This is a genomic window from Streptomyces sp. NPDC005141 (assembly GCF_053599975.1).
Map to the genome: position 1 here is coordinate 45158 of NZ_JBSFYW010000024.1, position 16741 is coordinate 61898.

Annotated in this window: 14 protein-coding genes and 1 tRNA gene; 8 read left to right on the plus strand and 7 right to left on the minus strand. The window is 69.1% G+C overall.

The window, feature by feature from the left end:
- Positions 1 to 28 precede the first annotated feature (28 nt).
- The 4 genes from ACWD68_RS20395 (at position 29) to ACWD68_RS20410 (ending at position 3129) form a co-directional block, all read left to right on the plus strand.
- Positions 29 to 190, plus strand: coding sequence for a hypothetical protein (locus ACWD68_RS20395; RefSeq protein WP_451807818.1), 162 nt, complete (start codon positions 29 to 31; stop codon positions 188 to 190).
- Positions 187 to 825, plus strand: a complete 639-nt coding sequence (locus ACWD68_RS20400; protein WP_266760638.1) for an aminodeoxychorismate/anthranilate synthase component II — start codon at positions 187 to 189, stop codon at positions 823 to 825. Before ACWD68_RS20395 ends, ACWD68_RS20400 begins: the two co-directional genes overlap by 4 nt.
- On the plus strand, positions 822 to 2279 hold the full coding sequence (locus ACWD68_RS20405; RefSeq protein ID WP_451807819.1) for a class E sortase: 1458 nt from the start codon (positions 822 to 824) through the stop codon (positions 2277 to 2279). The genes ACWD68_RS20400 and ACWD68_RS20405 overlap by 4 nt, the downstream gene beginning before the upstream one ends.
- Before the next feature lie 88 nt (positions 2280 to 2367).
- Entirely contained in the window at positions 2368 to 3129 is a 762-nt protein-coding gene (locus ACWD68_RS20410; protein WP_451807820.1) for a class E sortase, read from the plus strand.
- Positions 3130 to 3291: 162 nt separating this feature from the next.
- On the opposite strand, the gene pknB is transcribed toward ACWD68_RS20410, so the two are convergent.
- The 6 genes from pknB to ACWD68_RS20440 all read right to left on the minus strand — a co-directional run bounded on the left by pknB (position 3292) and on the right by ACWD68_RS20440 (position 11443).
- The gene (gene pknB / locus ACWD68_RS20415) at positions 3292 to 5289 is read right to left on the minus strand and encodes a Stk1 family PASTA domain-containing Ser/Thr kinase (protein ID WP_451807821.1); all 1998 of its coding nucleotides are present in this window, start codon (positions 5287 to 5289) and stop codon (positions 3292 to 3294) included.
- A 170-nt stretch (positions 5290 to 5459) separates the two neighbouring features.
- Positions 5460 to 6938, minus strand: coding sequence for a peptidoglycan D,D-transpeptidase FtsI family protein (locus ACWD68_RS20420; RefSeq protein WP_451807822.1), 1479 nt, complete (start codon positions 6936 to 6938; stop codon positions 5460 to 5462).
- Entirely contained in the window at positions 6935 to 8374 is a 1440-nt protein-coding gene (locus ACWD68_RS20425) for an FtsW/RodA/SpoVE family cell cycle protein (protein WP_451807823.1), read from the minus strand. The genes ACWD68_RS20420 and ACWD68_RS20425 overlap by 4 nt, the downstream gene beginning before the upstream one ends.
- A 26-nt stretch (positions 8375 to 8400) precedes the next feature.
- A complete protein-coding gene (locus tag ACWD68_RS20430; RefSeq protein ID WP_451807824.1) occupies positions 8401 to 9942 on the minus strand; it encodes a Stp1/IreP family PP2C-type Ser/Thr phosphatase in 1542 nt (513 codons plus the stop codon).
- A gap of 120 nt (positions 9943 to 10062) precedes the next feature.
- Entirely contained in the window at positions 10063 to 10590 is a 528-nt protein-coding gene (locus ACWD68_RS20435; RefSeq protein WP_451807825.1) for an FHA domain-containing protein FhaB/FipA, read from the minus strand.
- Between the two features lie 10 nt (positions 10591 to 10600).
- Positions 10601 to 11443: an FhaA domain-containing protein gene (locus tag ACWD68_RS20440; protein WP_451807826.1), complete on the minus strand. Its 843-nt coding sequence runs from the start codon at positions 11441 to 11443 to the stop codon at positions 10601 to 10603.
- A 576-nt stretch (positions 11444 to 12019) separates the two neighbouring features.
- On the opposite strand from ACWD68_RS20440, the gene ACWD68_RS20445 reads away from it, so the two are divergent.
- Positions 12020 to 12106 (plus strand) — tRNA-Leu (locus tag ACWD68_RS20445).
- A 253-nt stretch (positions 12107 to 12359) separates the two neighbouring features.
- On the opposite strand, the gene ACWD68_RS20450 is transcribed toward ACWD68_RS20445, so the two are convergent.
- Complete coding sequence (locus ACWD68_RS20450) at positions 12360 to 13013, minus strand: FMN-dependent NADH-azoreductase (RefSeq protein ID WP_451807827.1); 654 nt, start codon at positions 13011 to 13013, stop codon at positions 12360 to 12362.
- A gap of 265 nt (positions 13014 to 13278) precedes the next feature.
- On the opposite strand from ACWD68_RS20450, the gene ACWD68_RS20455 reads away from it, so the two are divergent.
- From ACWD68_RS20455 to ACWD68_RS20465, 3 genes are all read left to right on the plus strand, one after another.
- Positions 13279 to 13650: a winged helix-turn-helix transcriptional regulator gene (locus ACWD68_RS20455; RefSeq protein ID WP_451807828.1), complete on the plus strand. Its 372-nt coding sequence runs from the start codon at positions 13279 to 13281 to the stop codon at positions 13648 to 13650.
- Between the two features lie 217 nt (positions 13651 to 13867).
- Positions 13868 to 15451: a DUF2252 domain-containing protein gene (locus tag ACWD68_RS20460; protein ID WP_451807829.1), complete on the plus strand. Its 1584-nt coding sequence runs from the start codon at positions 13868 to 13870 to the stop codon at positions 15449 to 15451.
- Between the two features lie 231 nt (positions 15452 to 15682).
- Positions 15683 to 16741 (plus strand): hypothetical protein, encoded by a 1059-nt coding sequence (locus tag ACWD68_RS20465; RefSeq protein ID WP_451807830.1) that lies wholly within the window; start codon positions 15683 to 15685, stop codon positions 16739 to 16741.

Here is a 16741-nt window from a genome sequence, read left to right on the forward strand (position 1 = left end):
GTTGGCGTACGGCGACGGAAGGGACGGCATGTACGGCTGGATCTGGCGGCATCTGCCGGGGAGCGTATGGGTGAGGGCGCTGGTCTCGCTCGTGCTCGTCCTGGCAGTGGTCTACGTGCTCTTCCAGTACATCTTTCCCTGGGCCGAACCGCTGCTGCCCTTCAACGATGTGACGGTGGACAACCAGTGAGCACGCGCATCCTCGTTGTGGACAACTACGACAGCTTCGTTTTCAACCTGGTCCAGTACCTCTACCAGTTGGGCGCCGAATGCGAGGTGCTGCGCAACGACGAGGTGTCGACCGCGCATGCCCAGGACGGCTTCGACGGTGTGCTCCTGTCCCCGGGGCCCGGCGCTCCCGAACAGGCCGGGGTCTGCATCGACATGGTCCGGCACTGCGCCGCGACCGGGGTTCCCGTCTTCGGTGTCTGCCTCGGGATGCAGTCGATGCAGGTGGCGTACGGCGGCGTGGTCGACCGCGCGCCCGAGCTGCTGCACGGAAAGACCTCGCTCGTGGAGCACCAGGGCAAGGGCGTTTTCGCCGGTCTGCCGTCGCCCTTCACAGCGACCCGCTACCACTCGCTGGCTGCCGAGCCGGAGACGGTCCCTGCCGAGCTGGAGGTCACGGCCCGTACGCACGACGGGATCGTCATGGGCCTCAGACACCGCGAACTGCCCGTTGAAGGAGTGCAGTTCCATCCCGAGTCGGTGCTGACCGAGCACGGTCACCGGATGCTCGCCAACTGGCTGCTCGAGTGCGGAGACAAGGTGGCCGTGGCGAGGTCGGCGGGGCTCGCCCCGGTGGTGGGCAGGGCCACGGCGTGACCGCGCTGCGCCCCGAGCGCGACAGCTCCCCCTATGGCGGCGAGGCCGCTTACGGGGGCGCCGGGGCGTTCGAGGGCGCGGGTGCCCAGGCCTACGCGGGCGGGGGCGCCTTCGAGGCGGCGGTCGGGGGGCTCGTGGACCCTTTGACGGATCCGCTGCCGGGTCAGGGACAGGGCGTACAGCAGCAGGGGTACGGCGCCGAAGGGTACGGACCCGACTGGTACGCGGCCCAGGCCGCCCAAGCTCAGGCCGCCCAAGCCCAGGCACAGGCTTTTCAGGCGGCCCAGGCACAGGCCGCTCAGGCTCAGGCGGCCCAAGTTCAGGCCGCTCAAGCGCAGGCCGCCGCTCAGGCTCAGGCGGCCCGGGTGCAGGCCCAGACGGCGGCCATGCCTTCCGCGACATCGCCGTCACCGTCGTACGCGGAGATGTACGAGAGGACGTACTCCACGCCGTACGAGGAGCCCGTGGCCGGCCCGTACCAGGCGTCGCCGGCCGCCCCGTACGCCGGACCGGTCGCCGCTCCCCGGACCGAGCAGGTCGCCGCGCGCCTGCCGCTGGACGACGAGACGATGACGTTCCGCCTCCAGGAACCGCCCCGGACAGCGGAGCGGAGCGGGGCCGCGCCCGCGTCCGAAGGCCGCGCGGCCCGTCGTAAGGCGGCCAGGCGCCACGGACGGCACGGGGTGGCGCAGGAGTCCCACGAGCCCCAGGAGGCGACTCAGGGGGCCGCTGAGGCCCCTCTGAGCCGGATGGGAGCCCGACGTGCGGCGCGGGCGCGGAAGCCGAGCGCGGGCGTCCTCGTGAGCCGGATGGTCGGCGAGGTGTTCATCACCACCGGCGTGCTGATGCTGCTGTTCGTGACCTACCAACTCTGGTGGTCGAACGTGCGGGCGCATCAGCAGGCGGGCAGCGCCGCGGACCACCTTCAGCAGGACTGGGCGAACGGCAAGCGGAGTCCGGGGACGTTCTCGCCCGGCCAGGGCTTCGCCATCCTGCACATTCCCAAGCTGGACGTGGTCGCGCCCATCGCGGAAGGCATCAGCAAGACGAAGGTGCTCGACCGCGGAATGGTCGGCCATTACGGCGAGGGCGACCTCAAGACGGCGATGCCGGACGCCAAGACGGGCAACTTCGCGCTCGCCGGGCACCGCAACACCCACGGTGAACCGTTCCGCTACATCAACCGGCTCAAGCCGGGCGACGAGATCGTGGTCGAGACGCAGGACGACTACTACGTCTACAAGATGGCGTCGATCCTGCCGGTGACGAGTCCGAGCAACACGAGCGTCATCGACCCGATCCCCAAGGGTTCGACTTTCACCGGGCCCGGCCGCTACATCACACTGACCACCTGCACACCGGAGTTCACCAGTAAGTACCGGATGATCGTCTGGGGCAAGATGGTCGAGGACCGGCCGCGCAGCAAGGGCAAACCGGACGCGCTGATCGGCTGAGGACGGGCGCCGACGCACGCGCGCGCAGCGTGTACGCGTCATGGGCACGTGAGACAACCTGAGACAGACCAGACGGGGCAGATGAACAGTGGCAGCGAGGACCGACCACGACGAGCGCGCCGAATCGCAAGCCGGATCCGCAGCCGCCGTTGACGCGCCCGCGGAGCGCCGGCGCATCGGATGGTTCGCGATGACGGTCAGCGTCTTCGGCGAACTCCTCATCACCGTGGGGCTGGTGCTCGGTCTGTTCGTCGTCTACTCGCTGTGGTGGACGAACGTCGTGGCCGACCGCGAGGCGCACAAGCAGGGCGACAAGGTCCGCGACAACTGGGCGCAGGGCCGGGGTGGTCCGGGCGCCCTGGACACCAAGGACGGCATCGGCTTCCTGCACGTTCCGGCGATGAAGAACGGCGAGGTCCTGGTCGAGAAGGGCACGTCGACGAAGGTCCTCAACGACGGCGTCGCCGGCTACTACACGGACCCCGTCAAGTCGTCCCTGCCGACGACCGGCAAGAACGGCAACTTCACGCTCGCCGCCCACCGGGACGGCCACGGCGCCAAGTTCCACAACATAGACAAGATCGGCAAGGGCGACGCGATCGTCTTCGAGACCAAGGACAAGTGGTACGTCTACAAGGTCTTCGGCATCCTCCCGGAGACCTCGAAGTACAACGTCAAGGTCCTCCAGACGGTCCCGAAGCAGTCCGGCAAGAACAAGCCCGGTCACTACATCACCCTGACTACCTGCACGCCCGTGTACACCTCCCGCTACCGCTACGTCGTGTGGGGCGAACTGGAGCGGGTGGACAAGGTGGACGAGGACCGGACGCCTCCGAAGGAACTGAGCTGAGCTGACACGGCGGACCTGCTTCGAGCAAGTCAGCCACTACCGGCAAGTCAACCGGCGCGATCAGGTCAGCCACTTCGATCAGGTGGACGGAAAGGGCCCCGGCACTCAGCTGAGTGCCGGGGCCCTTTCCGTCGGTCGTCCGACAGCGGTCCTTGGTGAGGCCTATCCGTTGTTGCCGCCGAAGAAGCCGCCACCGTTGTTGTTGCCGCCGTTGTTGTTGCCCCCGATGCTGACCGTCGTGAGCGTGACCGTCGTGTTGTCCGGGCTCTCGACCTGGCTGTTGCCGGCGGGGTCCTGGCTGGCCACGAGCGCGTTGTCGCTCTGATCGCTGCCGGGGGCGAACTGGACGTTGAAGCCCGCCTGCTGCAGGGTCTGCTTCGCCTGCTTCACGGTCTGGCCGACGACGCTCGGCACGTTCGACTGCTGCTGCTTGGCCTTGCCGATCTGGATCGTCACCTTGGAGCCGGGGTCCGCCGGACTGTTGGCCGCCGGGGTCGTCTGAATGACCTTGCCGACCAGGTTCTGGTCGTCGGTTTCCACCTCGGTGCACTCGCCGACGAGGTTGTTGGCGGTCATCTGCGCCTTGGCGTCGTCGCAGGTCTTGCCGGAGACGTCCGGGACGGTGGACTGCTTCTTCGCCTTGGCGACCGTCAGGGTGATGGTCGACCCCTTCTGCACCTCGGCACCGAGCTCCGGGTCCTGGCTCAGAACCTTGTTCTCCGTCTCCGCGGATTCCTCGTACTTCGTCTTGACTTCGAACTCGTACTTGTCGCCCTCGAGGGTCTGCTTGGCCTTGTCCAGCTGCTTGCCTGTGACGTTCGGAACGACCACCTTCGGCGCACCGGTCGACACGACCAGATTGACCTTGTCGCCCTTGTTGACGCTTGCGCCGGCCTCCGGGTCCTGGGAACAGATGTTGCCGCTCTTCTGATCCTCGCAGGGCTTCTTGGAGACCGTCCCGAGCTCCAGGTTTCCGTTGACCACCACTTTTTTGGCGTCGCTCAGGCTCAGCCCGACGAAGTTCGGCGCGGCGAACGGCTTGTTGCCCGGGCCGTTGCCTCCGAACGCCCACTTGCCGATCAGGATCGCGCCGATCAGCACCAGGACGGCCGCGACGACCAAGAGGATCGTCGAGGTGTTGTTCTTCTTCTGACGGCGACGGTCGGGGCGGTCGTCGTAGCCGTAGCCGCCGTCGTCCGGGTTCATCGGCGGCAGCATCGACGTGGGCTGGGCGTCCGAGGAGCGCATGGCCGTGGTCGCCTGGTCGTCGCCGTAGCCGCCGTAGCCGACCGAGCCCATGGCGGCGGTGGCCGCGACGGGCTGGCCGTCGAGGCAGGCCTCGATGTCGGCGCGCATCTCGTCGGCGGACTGGTACCGGTAGTCCGGGTCCTTGACGAGGGCCTTCAGCACGATCGCGTCCATCTCGGGCGTGATCTCGGGGTCGAAGACCGACGGGGGCTGGGGCTCCTCGCGGACGTGCTGGTACGCGACGGCCACCGGGGAGTCGCCCACGAAGGGCGGGCGCACCGTCAGCAGCTCGTAGAGCAGGCAGCCGGCGGAGTAGAGGTCCGAGCGGGCGTCGACCTGCTCACCCTTCGCCTGCTCCGGCGAGAGGTATTGAGCCGTGCCGATGACGGCGGCCGTCTGCGTCATGGTCATACCGACGTCACCCATCGCGCGGGCGATGCCGAAGTCCATGACCTTGACCTGGCCGTTGCGCGTCAGCATGACGTTGGCGGGCTTGATGTCGCGGTGGACGATGCCGGCTCGGTGGGAGTACTCGAGGGCCTGGAGGATGCCGATGGTCATCTCCATGGACCGCTCGGGCAGCAGCCTGCGGCCCGAGTGCAGCAACTCGCGCAGTGTGGATCCGTCGACGTACTCCATCACGATGTACGGGATGGAGGTGTTGTCGATGTAGTCCTCACCCGTGTCGTAGACGGCGACGATCGCGGGATGGTTGAGCGAGGCGGCGGACTGGGCCTCCCGGCGGAACCGGGCCTGGAACGACGGGTCGCGTGCGAGGTCTGCTCGCAGCGTCTTCACCGCCACAGTACGGCCGAGCCGGATGTCATGCGCGAGGTAGACCTCTGCCATGCCACCACGGCCGAGCACGTGGCTCAGCTCGTACCGGCCGCCGAGGCGACGCGGCTCTTCCATAGCTACCTACCAGCCCTCTCCGTCGGTCCCGACCGCACCGTTGTGTGGTCCGGCGGTGTGCCGTCCGGGCATACCGTACCCGGATCAGCTTCTGTGACCTGGCCAAGACCGTCACCCGTGACAGGACCGGTATCGCAACGTGCACCGATGTGAGGGGGACGTGAGCGGGGTCACTTCTTACTGTCGATGACTGCCTTCATCACGTCCCTTGCGATGGGGGCGGCGAGACCGCCACCGGAGATGTCACCGCGGTTGGCGCTGCCGTCCTCGACGACCACGGCGATGGCGACCGGCGAGCTGCCGTCCGCGAGCTTCGCGTAGGAGATGAACCACGCGTACGGCTTCTCGCTGTTGTCGACGCCGTGCTGGGCGGTACCCGTCTTGCCACCGACGGTGACGCCCTGCTCGTTGATCTGCGCCCGCTTGCCGGTGCCGTCCTTGACCACCGTCTCCATCATCGACTGGAGGACTTGCGCGTTCTCCTTGGAGAGCGGCTGGCTCAGCTTCTCCGGGTCGGTGTGCTCGATGACGTCCAGGTTGTGCGTGCTCAGCTCGCTGACCATGTACGGCTTCATCAGGGTGCCGTCGTTGGCGACCGCGGAGGCGACCATGGCCATCTGGAGCGGGGTGGCGGCGGTGTTGTACTGGCCGATCGAGGACAGCGCGGTCTGCGACTTGTTCATGCCGTCGGAGAAGACGGACGAGCTGGAGCGGATCGGCGTGAACTGCTCGGAGCCGAAGCCGAACTTCTCGGCCTCTTCCAGCATCTTGTCGTTGCCGAGGTCGGCGCCGACCTTGCCGAAGACCGTGTTGCAGGAGACCCTGAGCGCGACGCGCAGGGTGGCGTTCTTGCAGGGGAGGTCGCCCTCGTTGGGCAGCTTGGTCGTGGTGCCGGGCATGATCCACGGGTCCGGAGAGTCCGTCTTGGAGTCCGCGTCGGGGACGAGCCCGTTCTCCAGGGCGGCGGCCGCCGTGACGACCTTGAAGGTGGAGCCCGGCGGGTAGGTCTCGCGCAGCGCCCGGTTGAGCATCGGGTCGTCGGGGTCGTTCTTCTTCTGGAGCTTGTTCCAGGCCTTGGCGTCCGTGGTCGTGGAGTTGCCCGCGAACGTCGACGGGTCGTACGACGGCGTCGAGGCCAGCGCCAGGATCGCGCCCGTCTTGGGGTCGATCGCCGCGACGGCGCCCTTCTTGTCGCCGAGGCCCTCGAAGGCCGCCTTCTGCGCGGCGCTGCTGAGGGTGGTGACGACGTTGCCGCCCTTCCTCGTCTTGCCCGTGATCATGTCGAGCGTGTTGCGGAAGAAGAGCCGGTCGTCGTTGCCGGTGAGGATGCCGTCGTCGATCTTCTCGAGCTGGTTGGCACCGAAGGCCTGTGAGGCGTAACCGGTGACGGGCGCCCACATCGCGCCGTCCTTGTACGTGCGCTTGTAGACGTAGTCGCCCGTCTTGGACTTCACGTACCCGGTGATCGGGTTGCCGTCCACGATGATGTCGCCGCGCGGGGTGGCGTACCGCTCGATGTTCACGCGGCGGTTGGACGTGTCGGTCCGCAGCTCGTCCGCCTGGACGTACTGGAGCCAGTTGTCGCGGATGAGCAGGGCGAGGACGAGCAGCCCGCAGAAGATCGCGATCCGGCGCAGGGGCTTGTTCACGGGCGGACCACCTGGGTCATCTCGGCGTCGGGGCTGGAGGCGGGGGCGGGTGCCGGGCGACGGGCGGTGTCGCTGATGCGGATCAGGATGCCGATGAGGGCCCAGTTGGCGATGACGGAGGAACCGCCGGATGCCAGGAACGGCATGGTCATACCGGTCAGCGGGATCAGGCCCATGACGCCGCCGGCGACCACGAAGACCTGGAGTCCGAAGGCGCCGGACAGGCCGACGGCGAGGAGCTTGCCGAACGGGTCGCGGGCGGCGAGGGCGGTGCGGATGCCGCGCTCGACGATCAGGCCGTAGATCAGCAGGATCGCCATGATGCCCGCCAGGCCCAGTTCCTCGCCGAACGTGGCGAGGATGAAGTCGGAGTTGGCGGCGAACCGGATGAGTTCGGAGTGGCCCTGGCCGAGACCGGTGCCGAGGGTGCCGCCGGAGCCGAAGGCCCACAGTGCCTGCATGGCCTGTTCGGAGTGGACTCCGGGGGCGCCCGACTGGCTCAGCTTGTACTCGCGCATGGGGTCGAGCCAGGCCTGCACACGCGTCTGGATGTGCGGTTCGAAGCTCGCGACACCGACGGCGCCGACCGCGGACATCAGCAGACCGAAGACGATCCAGCTGGTCCGCTCGGTGGCGACGTACAGCATGATGACGAACATTCCGAAGAACAGCAGCGACGTACCGAGGTCGGTCTCGAAGACCAGGATGAGGATCGAGATCGCCCAGACGACGATGATCGGGCCGAGGTCGCGGCCGCGCGGCAGGTACAGGCCCATGAAGCGGCGGCTGGCCAGGGCGAGCGCGTCGCGCTTCACCATCAGGTAGCCGGCGAAGAAGATCGCGAGGACGATCTTCGCGAACTCACCGGGCTGGATGGAGAACCCGGCGACCGAGATCCAGATCTTGGCGCCGTAGAGGTTGGCGCCGAGGCCCGGGACCAGCGGCAGTAGCAGCAGGACCAGGGCGCCGACCATGGAGATGTAGGTGTAGCGCTGCAGGACGCGGTGGTCCTTCAGGAAGATCAGCACGATGACGAACAGGCCGATGGCCAGCGCGGTGTACAGCAGCTGGCGCGGTGCCGCGTTGCCCGCCTGGTTGATCGACTGGAGCAGCTTGGACTGGTCGAGCCGCCAGATGACCACCAGGCCGAGCCCGTTGAGGAGCGTGGCCAGTGGCAGCAGCAGCGGGTCCGCGTACGGTGCGAACTTGCGTACGACGAGATGGGCGACGCCGGCCAGCAGGCCGAGGCCCAGGCCGTAGCTCAGCAGGCCGGTGGGCACCTTGTCGTCGATGGCCAGGCCCACGTTGGCGTAGGCGAAGACCGGGATGACGACGGCGAACACCAGCAAGGCCAGTTCGGTATTGCGTCGGCTGGGTGCGCCGATCGACCCGATCGTGGACGTGTGGTGCGTCGGCGTGTTCGTACTACTGCTCATCGTGTGACAGGGCCCCTCACGGCTTCTTACTGCTTACCGCACAGCGAGACCAGCTTCTGCTCCTCGTCGGAGAGGCTGGGGCCTGGTGTGGGAGTAGGTGCGGTCGTGGACTTGGAGGACGAAGGTGCCGAGTTCGACGGGGTCGGGCTCGGGGTGGACGTGGCCTTGGACGTCAGGGAGGTCTTTGTGGTTCCCGTGGTCCCGCCGGCCTCGCCCTCACCGGTCTTCGCGTTGTTCTCGCTCTCGGCGGCGCGGCGCTGGGCGTCCTTCTTGCACGCGGAGGCCTGCACGGCGAGCTCGTCGATCTTCGACTTCGCGTCGGAGAGGCCGCCTTCGGCGATCGTCTCCTTGACCTGCTTCTGCTGATACGGCGGCAGGTACTTGAGTTCGATCTCGGGGTGATCCTTCTCCACCTTCGAGAGCGAGACCCAGGCGAGGTCCTGGCTGATGCCGCGGTACAGCGCGACGTGTTCGCCCTTGGTGCCGACGTAGTACTGCGTCTGCGTCCAGCGGTAGCCGCCGTACAGGCCGCCGCCGATGACGGCGAGCGTCAGGACGATGTAGAAGGATCTCTTCAGCCACTTGCGCCCGGTGCGCGGCTTGACGAAGTCCTCGTCGGAGTAGTCGCCGAAGCCGCCCGTGGACACATAGCCGGTGGTGTCGCCGCTGCCGGGCGGGCCGAACTCGCCGCCGCCGCCCTGTCCGGGCACGGGCCGGCCGAGACCGGAGGCGCGGCCGGCAGGGGTCTGCATGGCGCCGTTGTCGTGGAGCTGGAGCTGGTTCTCGGCGACCGCGCCGACCACGACAGGCGTGTCGGAGAGCTGTGCGGCGAGGGTGTCCCCGGAGTCGATGTCGAGGACGTCGGCCACGATGACGGTGATGTTGTCCGGGCCGCCGCCGCGCAGCGCGAGCTGGATGAGCTCCTGCACGGTCTCCTGCGGGCCCTGGTAGCTGGCGAGGGTGTCTTCCATCGTCTGATGGGAGACGACGCCGCTGAGGCCGTCGGAGCAGATCAAGTAGCGGTCGCCGGCGCGGACTTCGCGGATCGAGAGGTCGGGCTCGACGTGGTCGCCGCTGCCCAGCGCGCGCATCAGCAGGGAGCGCTGCGGGTGGGTGGTGGCTTCCTCCTCGGTGATGCGCCCCTCGTCGACGAGGCGCTGCACCCAGGTGTGGTCCTGCGTGATCTGTGTCAGGACGCCGTCCCGCAGCAGATAGGCGCGGGAGTCGCCGACGTGGACGAGGCCGAGGCGCTGGCCGGTCCACAGCAGGGCGGTGAGCGTGGTGCCCATGCCCTCCAGCTGCGGGTCCTCCTCGACCATCAGCCGGAGCTGGTCGTTGGCACGCTGCACGGCGGTGCCGAGCGAGGTGAGGATGTCGGAGCCGGGTACGTCGTCGTCGAGGGCGACGATGGTGGAGATCACCTCGGAGCTGGCGACCTCACCGGCGGCCTGCCCGCCCATCCCGTCGGCGATCGCGAGCAGGCGAGGACCGGCGTAGCCCGAGTCCTCGTTGCCCTCGCGGATCATGCCTTTGTGCGATCCGGCGGCGAAGCGCAGTGACAGACTCATGCGCACCTCGCCCGTCGGCTCCGGGTACATCCGCACGGTGCCCACCCTCCGGTCGGGAGCGCGCCGGGGTCCGTCGTGTGGACCGCCGCTGCGTGCTCGCTCCGCTCGCTCATTGTCGTACTACTTCCGCAGCTCGATGACGGTCTTGCCGATGCGGATCGGCGCGCCCAGCGGAACGGGCGTGGGAGTCGTCAGTCGGCTCCGGTCGAGATACGTGCCATTGGTGGAGCCGAGGTCCTCGACGATCCACTGGCCGTCCCGGTCCGGGTAGATCCTGGCATGCCTGCTGGACGCGTAGTCGTCGTCCAGCACGATGGTGCTGTCGTGCGCGCGGCCCAGGGTGATGGTCTGCCCCTGGAGCGCGACGGTCGTCCCCGTGAGGGTGCCCTCCGAGACGACCAGCTTGGACGGGGCGCCGCGGCGCTGGCGGCCGCCGCCGCTTGGCGGTTGCTGCTGCTGGCGCTGCTGCGGAGGCGCGGCGGCCTGCCGCGCGGCCTGCTGAGGCCTCGCGGCCTCCCTGCGGGAGCCGCGCTGTGTGACGCGCGTTCCGAACAGGTCGCTGCGGATGACCTGCACGGCCACGATCACGAACAGCCACAGTACGGCCAGGAAACCCAGCCGCATGACCGTGAGGGTCAGCTCTGACATTGCCCCCGCTTCACCCTTCGGCTTGCCGGTAAATGATGGTGGTGCTGCCCACGACGATCCGCGAGCCGTCGCGGAGCGTAGCGCGGGTGGTGTGCTGCCCGTCCACCACGATGCCGTTGGTGGACCCGAGATCCTGGATCGTCGAGGGCGTTCCGGTCCGAATCTCACAGTGCCGGCGCGATACGCCGGGGTCGTCGATCCGCACGTCGGCTTCGGTGCTGCGGCCCATCACCAGCGTCGGGCGGGAGATCTGATGGCGTGCGCCATTGATCTCGACCCAGTGCCGCATACGGCCGCCCGCCGCCGGGCCTGCCGGGGGCCGGGCACCGATGGGTGCGGCACCCGGACGGCCGCCGGGCGGCGGCGCGGACGGCATGGGCGGAGCGGCCGAGGGCGGGTAGCCGTAGCCGCCCTGGGCGCCGCGCGGAGCCGCCGGGGCGGGGCCCGCGGGGGCGCGCTCGGGGGACTGCTGGTTGCTGGAGGAGGCGAGCGTACGGCTGCGCACCCGGTACAGACCGGTGTCGAGGTCGTCCGCCTTCTCCAGATGGACCTTGATGGGGCCCATGAAGGTGTAGCGCTGCTGCTTGGCGTAGTCGCGGACCATGCCCGCGAGCTCGTCGCCGAGCTGGCCGGAGTAGGGGCTGAGGCGCTCGAAGTCCGGCGTGCTCAGCTCGACGATGAAGTCGTTGGGGACGACGGTCCGGTCGCGGTTCCAGATCGTGGCGTTGTTGTCGCACTCGCGCTGCAGCGCGCCGGCGATCTCCACGGGCTGGACCTCGGACTTGAACACCTTGGCGAAGGTGCCGTTGACCAGACCTTCTAGACGTTGCTCGAACTTCTTCAGGACTCCCATGGGGCACCTCCTCCTGCGTAGCCGTCCTGGTACAGCTTGCTGTCGCCTACCTGATCCTGCTGGCCTTGCTGGTACTGCTTACTGATCGTATCCACGCGTCGGGAAATCGGCTGGTTCCCCCTGTCGGCCCGGTCGACGGGTTGTCGACGCCCTTCCGAGGTCCCTCCGCACGTTCCCTGAGAGGTACCTCTTCGAACTCTTCCCGGCACTACTCCTGCCAAGGATCGTAGAGGCGCCCCGCGACCAGTGTCCCGCACCTGACTGTGCGGCCCGTCCGGCTCATGGGGAGATGCGCAGGACCGGTACGAGGTTGATACGTGAACCGGTTCTGTCTGAGACGTGTGATGCGCGCGGGGGTGCCGTGAGGGAGAGGGCCGGCCCGGAGGCCGGGGCCGAGCGGGTCGGGAGGCCGGGCAGGGCAAGGGCGCGGGCCTGGGATGCAGGGTGCGGGGACGGGGAATGCCGGGTGCCGGGGGCGGAGGAAACGGATGTGATTCCACCCCTGACAGCGTGCTAATCTTCTGGATGTCGGCAGGCGCTCGCACCACTCGGTGGGAGACGGACGACACACCCAATGCGCGGGTGGCGGAATAGGCAGACGCGCTGGATTCAGGTTCCAGTGCCCGAAAGGGCGTGGGGGTTCAACTCCCCCCTCGCGCACCAGCTGAAAGCCCCTCAGGTCTTCGATCTGAGGGGCTTTCACGTTGTCCGGGCGGGTCCGGGCCGTTCCCGGGTGGTCGCGCGATCCCGCGCCCTGTCGCGCGACGGGGAGTGCGGGCGTGACGGGCGGCCCACGGTCACGCTGAAGTGTGACGATGCTCTCAGGCGGCAGAGTCCCGCAGGGCGAGTTGACCGGCCCTGCGGGGCTCTGTGGCCGGCTCCGGCGGGCGGAGCGACCGGCGGTCGGGTGTCGTGGTTACGCGGCGAGGCGCTCCGCGACCTCCTTGGCCTTGGTGGCCGCGTCGTCGAGGGCCTTGCTGCGGGACGCCTCGAAGAGCGGGACCAGCTCGCTCATCGCCGGGTTGTGCGGGGCCATGGTGAGCTCCGGGACGATGAAGTCGACGTCGAGGCCGAGCATGTCGCGCAGTACGGCCTCCAGGTAGTTCTGCACGTACTCCTGCCCCGCGCGGGGCGTGCCCGGCGCGTACGAGCCGCCGCGGCTCGCGACGACGGTGACCGGGGTGCCCTTGACCTTCGAGTCCTCGGTCATGGCGGTGCGTCCGATGAGGACGACGTTGTCCAGCCACGCCTTGAGGGTCGAGGGGATGGCGAAGTTGTACATGGGGGCGCCGATCAGGACCGCGTCCGCACTCTCCAGTTCCTCGATGAGCTTCACGCGCGCGGCGAAGGCCTCCGCCTGCTCGGGGCTGTGCGTGTCCGGGGCGGCGAAACCGGCGGTGTGGGCGTCGGCGGTGATGTGCGGCACAGGGTGCTCGGCGAGGTCGCGGTAGACGACGGTGCCGTCGGGGTGCTGCTCCTCCCAGGCCGTGCGGAAGGCGTCCGCCACGGTTCGGGAAGTGGAGGCACCGCCGGAGAAGACGGACGAGTCGATGTGAAGGAGGGTGGCCATGGGGATCTCCAGACGAACAGGATGTATCGGGTGGGGTGCCGGGCCCGGGGAGGGCCGTGGGCGGAGCTCGTACGGGCTCTTGGGCGGAGTCCGTCCTCGCGGGGCTCGCGAGGGTGAGCCCGGGTGGGGCTGCTGAAACGGATCCAGGGCAGGGCTGTCGAAGGGGGAGTCACCCTGCCGAGGGCTTCTCTTTCGTTCCTAACTAGAGATAACACAGTTGCTTACTTTTTTTCATCCCCTTGTGGGGACGCAGTACCCTGGGCTCATGTCAGAACGGGGAATCCACGACGCGGGGCCGTGTCAGAAGGTCGACGACGGCATGACCCGTGTCTTCACGCTGCTCGGAAAGCGCTGGACGGGTCTCGTCGTCGCGGTTCTGATGCAGCACCCCGTCCACTTCGCCGATCTGCGCAGAGCGATCCCCGGCATCAGCGAGCGGATGCTTTCGGACCGACTCACCGAACTCGGCGTGGCCGGGCTGGTCGTGCGCGAGGTCAACGAGGGTCCCCCGCTGCGGGTTTCGTACCGCCTGACAGAGGCGGGCGCGGCGCTGGAACCCGCGCTCAAGGAGCTGGGTTCCTGGGCGGAGACGTATCTGCCGGAGAGCGGACCGTGCCCGGGACAGCTGCGGAAGTAGCACGGGGCGTGCGCGAACTCCGCTCAGGCGTTCGTGGCACGGCACCGCGGGCCGTGCCACGGTGTCGCCGGTGGAGCCTCTTCGCGCCTCGTCCGCGGCCGCGCGTGCGGCTTTCTCTCCGAGTGCCGGTGCAGTTGTCCACAGGGTCTGACGCGTTTTCCCGACCGGCTGTACGGTCAGCACGAGTTGATGTTCGTGTGCGGGGGAGGCGGTCGTGATGGCCGAGATCGGTACAGCGGGTACGGCGGGCGCGGAGCACCGGGCGGCGTCGAACGGGCAGGCCGGGCAGGCCAGTCCCCTGGAGCAGGCCGAGAAGGCACTGCGGGACATCGGCGGTCGGCGGCGCGGGGCCGAGTCCGGGGCGGAGTCCGAGGCGCGGTCTTCGTCCGAGAGCGGGTCGGCCGCTGAGGCGTTCGGGGCCCGGGGGTTCACTGTTCCGGGGTTCGCCGCCTGGCCGGTGAAGGGCTCTCCCAAGGAGCAGGGGAAGGCCCTGCGCGGGCGCGTGCCGCGCGAAGCGCACGCCGAGCTGATGGTGGACGCCGACCGGCCGGACGCCGTGACCGCGGTCGAGGAGTCCAACCGGGGCAGGCTCGCCGAGCTCACCCCGATAAGGGTCGGCAGGATGGCGGCCACGCCCTTCGCGTTCCTGCGCGGTTCCGCGGGCCTGATGGCGTACGACCTCGCCCGCACCCCCATGACCGGCATCAGCGCCCAGATCTGCGGTGACGCGCACGCGGCGAACTTCGGTCTGTACGGAGACGCCCGCGGCGGCCTGGTCATCGATCTGAACGACTTCGACGAGACGGTGTACGGCCCCTGGGAGTGGGACCTCAAGCGCCTCGTCACCTCGCTCGTGCTCGCGGGCCGGGAGGCCGGAGCGGACGAGGACACCTGTCGGGCCGCCGCGCACGACACCGTGGGCGCGTACCGCCGCACCATGCGCCTGCTGGCCAAGCTGCCGGTGGTGGACGCGTGGAACGCCATCGCCGACGAGGAGTTGGTCTCGCACACCGACGCCCACGATCTGCTCGGCACGCTGGAGCGCGTCTCCGAGAAGGCGCGGGGCAACACCAGCGGGCGGTTCGCCGCCAAGTCGACCGAGGCGGTGGAGGGCGGTGGCAGGCGGTTCGTGGACGCGCCGCCCGTGCTGCGCCGGGTTCCCGACGAGGAGGCGGCCGCGGTGGCGGCGTCCCTGGAGCACTATCTGACGACGCTCTCCGAGGACCGTCTCCCCCTGCTCGCCCGCTACGCGGTGCACGACGTCGCCTTCCGGGTCGTCGGCACCGGCAGCGTCGGCACCCGCTCGTACGTCGTGCTGCTCCTGGACCATCGCGGCGAAGCCCTCGTCCTCCAGGTCAAGGAGGCCCGCGCCTCGGCGCTGCTCCCGCACCTCGCGACCGCCGGCCACCAGATGCCCGAGGTGGCTCACGAGGGCCGCCGTGTCGTGCTCGGACAGAAGCGCATGCAGGTCGTCAGCGACATCCTCCTCGGCTGGACCTCGGTCGACGGTCTCCCGTACCAGGTGCGCCAGTTCCGCAACCGCAAGGGCAGCGTCGACCCCGCCGCCCTGGCGGCCGACCACATCGACGACTACGGCCGTATGACCGGCGCGCTTCTGGCCCGTGCCCACAGCCACAGCGCCGACCCGCGCCTCATCTCCGGCTACTGCGGCAAGAGGGAGGAGCTGGACGAGGCCATCGCCACCTTCGCCGTCGCCTACGCGGACCGCACGGAAGCGGACCACGCGGCCCTGGTGGCGGCGGTCCGCAGCGGGCGGATCGCTTCTGAAGCGGGGGTGTGACAGGGGGAGTACCCGGGCCGCCCCTCCGGCAGGGGCGGTCCATCGGGCCCGGTGGCCTCCTCCGGCTCCTCGTCCCGGTGGTCTCTCCGGCCGCTCGTTCCGGTCGTCTCCTCCCGGGCTGTTCCGGGTGGTCGGGGCGGTTGGGGTCAATGAGGTCGTTGTGGCCGGTCAGGTGGCTGTAGAGGTGGGGAAGGCAGTGAGCCGCGGGGGAGTGTGGCCTACGCTGGTCGGGTGACGACCCCGGAAGCCGATCAGAGTCAGTCCGAGCCCACCACCGAGGGGGGCCGGGAACCCTCCGGTGCCCCGGAGGGCGAGACGCCCCAAGCCTCCCTCGGCGACGACGGCGGCATCACGGACACGGAGGGCGCGGAGGTCACCTCCGGTGCCGAAAATCTCGCTGCGAGCGAGGTCCACACCGAGGTCCACACCGAGGCCGACGGCGAGGCTCAGGCCGAGGGACAGAGCGAGGCCCGGTCCGAGGGGCAGGGCGAGGCTCAGGCCGAGGCTGCCCGGCCCGAGGCGCGGCTCGAGCGGGCCGTGCGGGCTGCCGAGCAGGCGTTGATCGAGTTCGAGATCGCCGTCGAGACCTTCCGGGTCGAGGTCGAGAACTTCTCCCGGCTTCACCACCAGAAGCTCGGTCCCATGTACTCCCGTCTCGACGAGCTGGACGCCGAGATCGCCGAGGCACGTGCCGCGCGCTCCGGCGACGCGGAGGACATACGCAAGGCGCACGAGGCGCGAGCTCGGGTCATGCCCATGCCCGGTGTCGAAGAGCTGTTCCACGGCTGGATGGACTCGGAGGGCCTGTTCCCCGAGGCGGTGGCGATGCTCACGGACCAGCCCGTGCGGCCCCCGCAGCGGGTGCGCCCCAGCGAGGAGGCCCGCAAGCTGTTCCGCGAGCTGGTCCGCAAAGCCCACCCCGACCTGGCGCAGGACGAGGGCGAGCGTAAGCGGCGCGACGAGTTCATCGCCCGCGTGAACGCCGCGTACGCCCGGGGCGACGAACCGTTGCTGCGGGAGCTGGCCGAGGAGTGGGCCGCCGGCCCCGCGCCCGAGGAGTGGAAGCCGAGCCGCAGCGAGGAGCTCTACGCCCGCCTCGAATGGCTCGCCCAGCGCAAGGAGATGCTCACCCTCGCCGCCCGCGAACTGGAGCAGAGCGCCATCGGTGCCATGCTCAATCTGGCTCCGGAGGACCCGGACCGCCTCCTGGAGGAGATCGCCGAACAGCTGCTGACGCAGGTCGGCGAGCGCGAGACCGAGCTGGCGGAGCTGAACGCCCAGGCTCCCTGA

Excerpts from the sequence above, each read along its gene's own strand:
- ACWD68_RS20395 (WP_451807818.1), top strand. The coding sequence starts at position 29 with ATGTACGGCTGGATCTGGCGGCATCTGCCGGGGAGCGTATGGGTGAGG.
- pknB (WP_451807821.1), bottom strand. The coding sequence starts at position 5,289 with ATGGAAGAGCCGCGTCGCCTCGGCGGCCGGTACGAGCTGAGCCACGTG.
- ACWD68_RS20425 (WP_451807823.1), bottom strand. The coding sequence starts at position 8,374 with ATGAGCAGTAGTACGAACACGCCGACGCACCACACGTCCACGATCGGG.
- ACWD68_RS20430 (WP_451807824.1), bottom strand. The coding sequence starts at position 9,942 with ATGAGTCTGTCACTGCGCTTCGCCGCCGGATCGCACAAAGGCATGATC.
- ACWD68_RS20435 (WP_451807825.1), bottom strand. The coding sequence starts at position 10,590 with ATGTCAGAGCTGACCCTCACGGTCATGCGGCTGGGTTTCCTGGCCGTA.
- ACWD68_RS20440 (WP_451807826.1), bottom strand. The coding sequence starts at position 11,443 with ATGGGAGTCCTGAAGAAGTTCGAGCAACGTCTAGAAGGTCTGGTCAAC.
- ACWD68_RS20450 (WP_451807827.1), bottom strand. The coding sequence starts at position 13,013 with ATGGCCACCCTCCTTCACATCGACTCGTCCGTCTTCTCCGGCGGTGCC.
- ACWD68_RS20455 (WP_451807828.1), top strand. The coding sequence starts at position 13,279 with ATGTCAGAACGGGGAATCCACGACGCGGGGCCGTGTCAGAAGGTCGAC.
- ACWD68_RS20460 (WP_451807829.1), top strand. The coding sequence starts at position 13,868 with ATGGCCGAGATCGGTACAGCGGGTACGGCGGGCGCGGAGCACCGGGCG.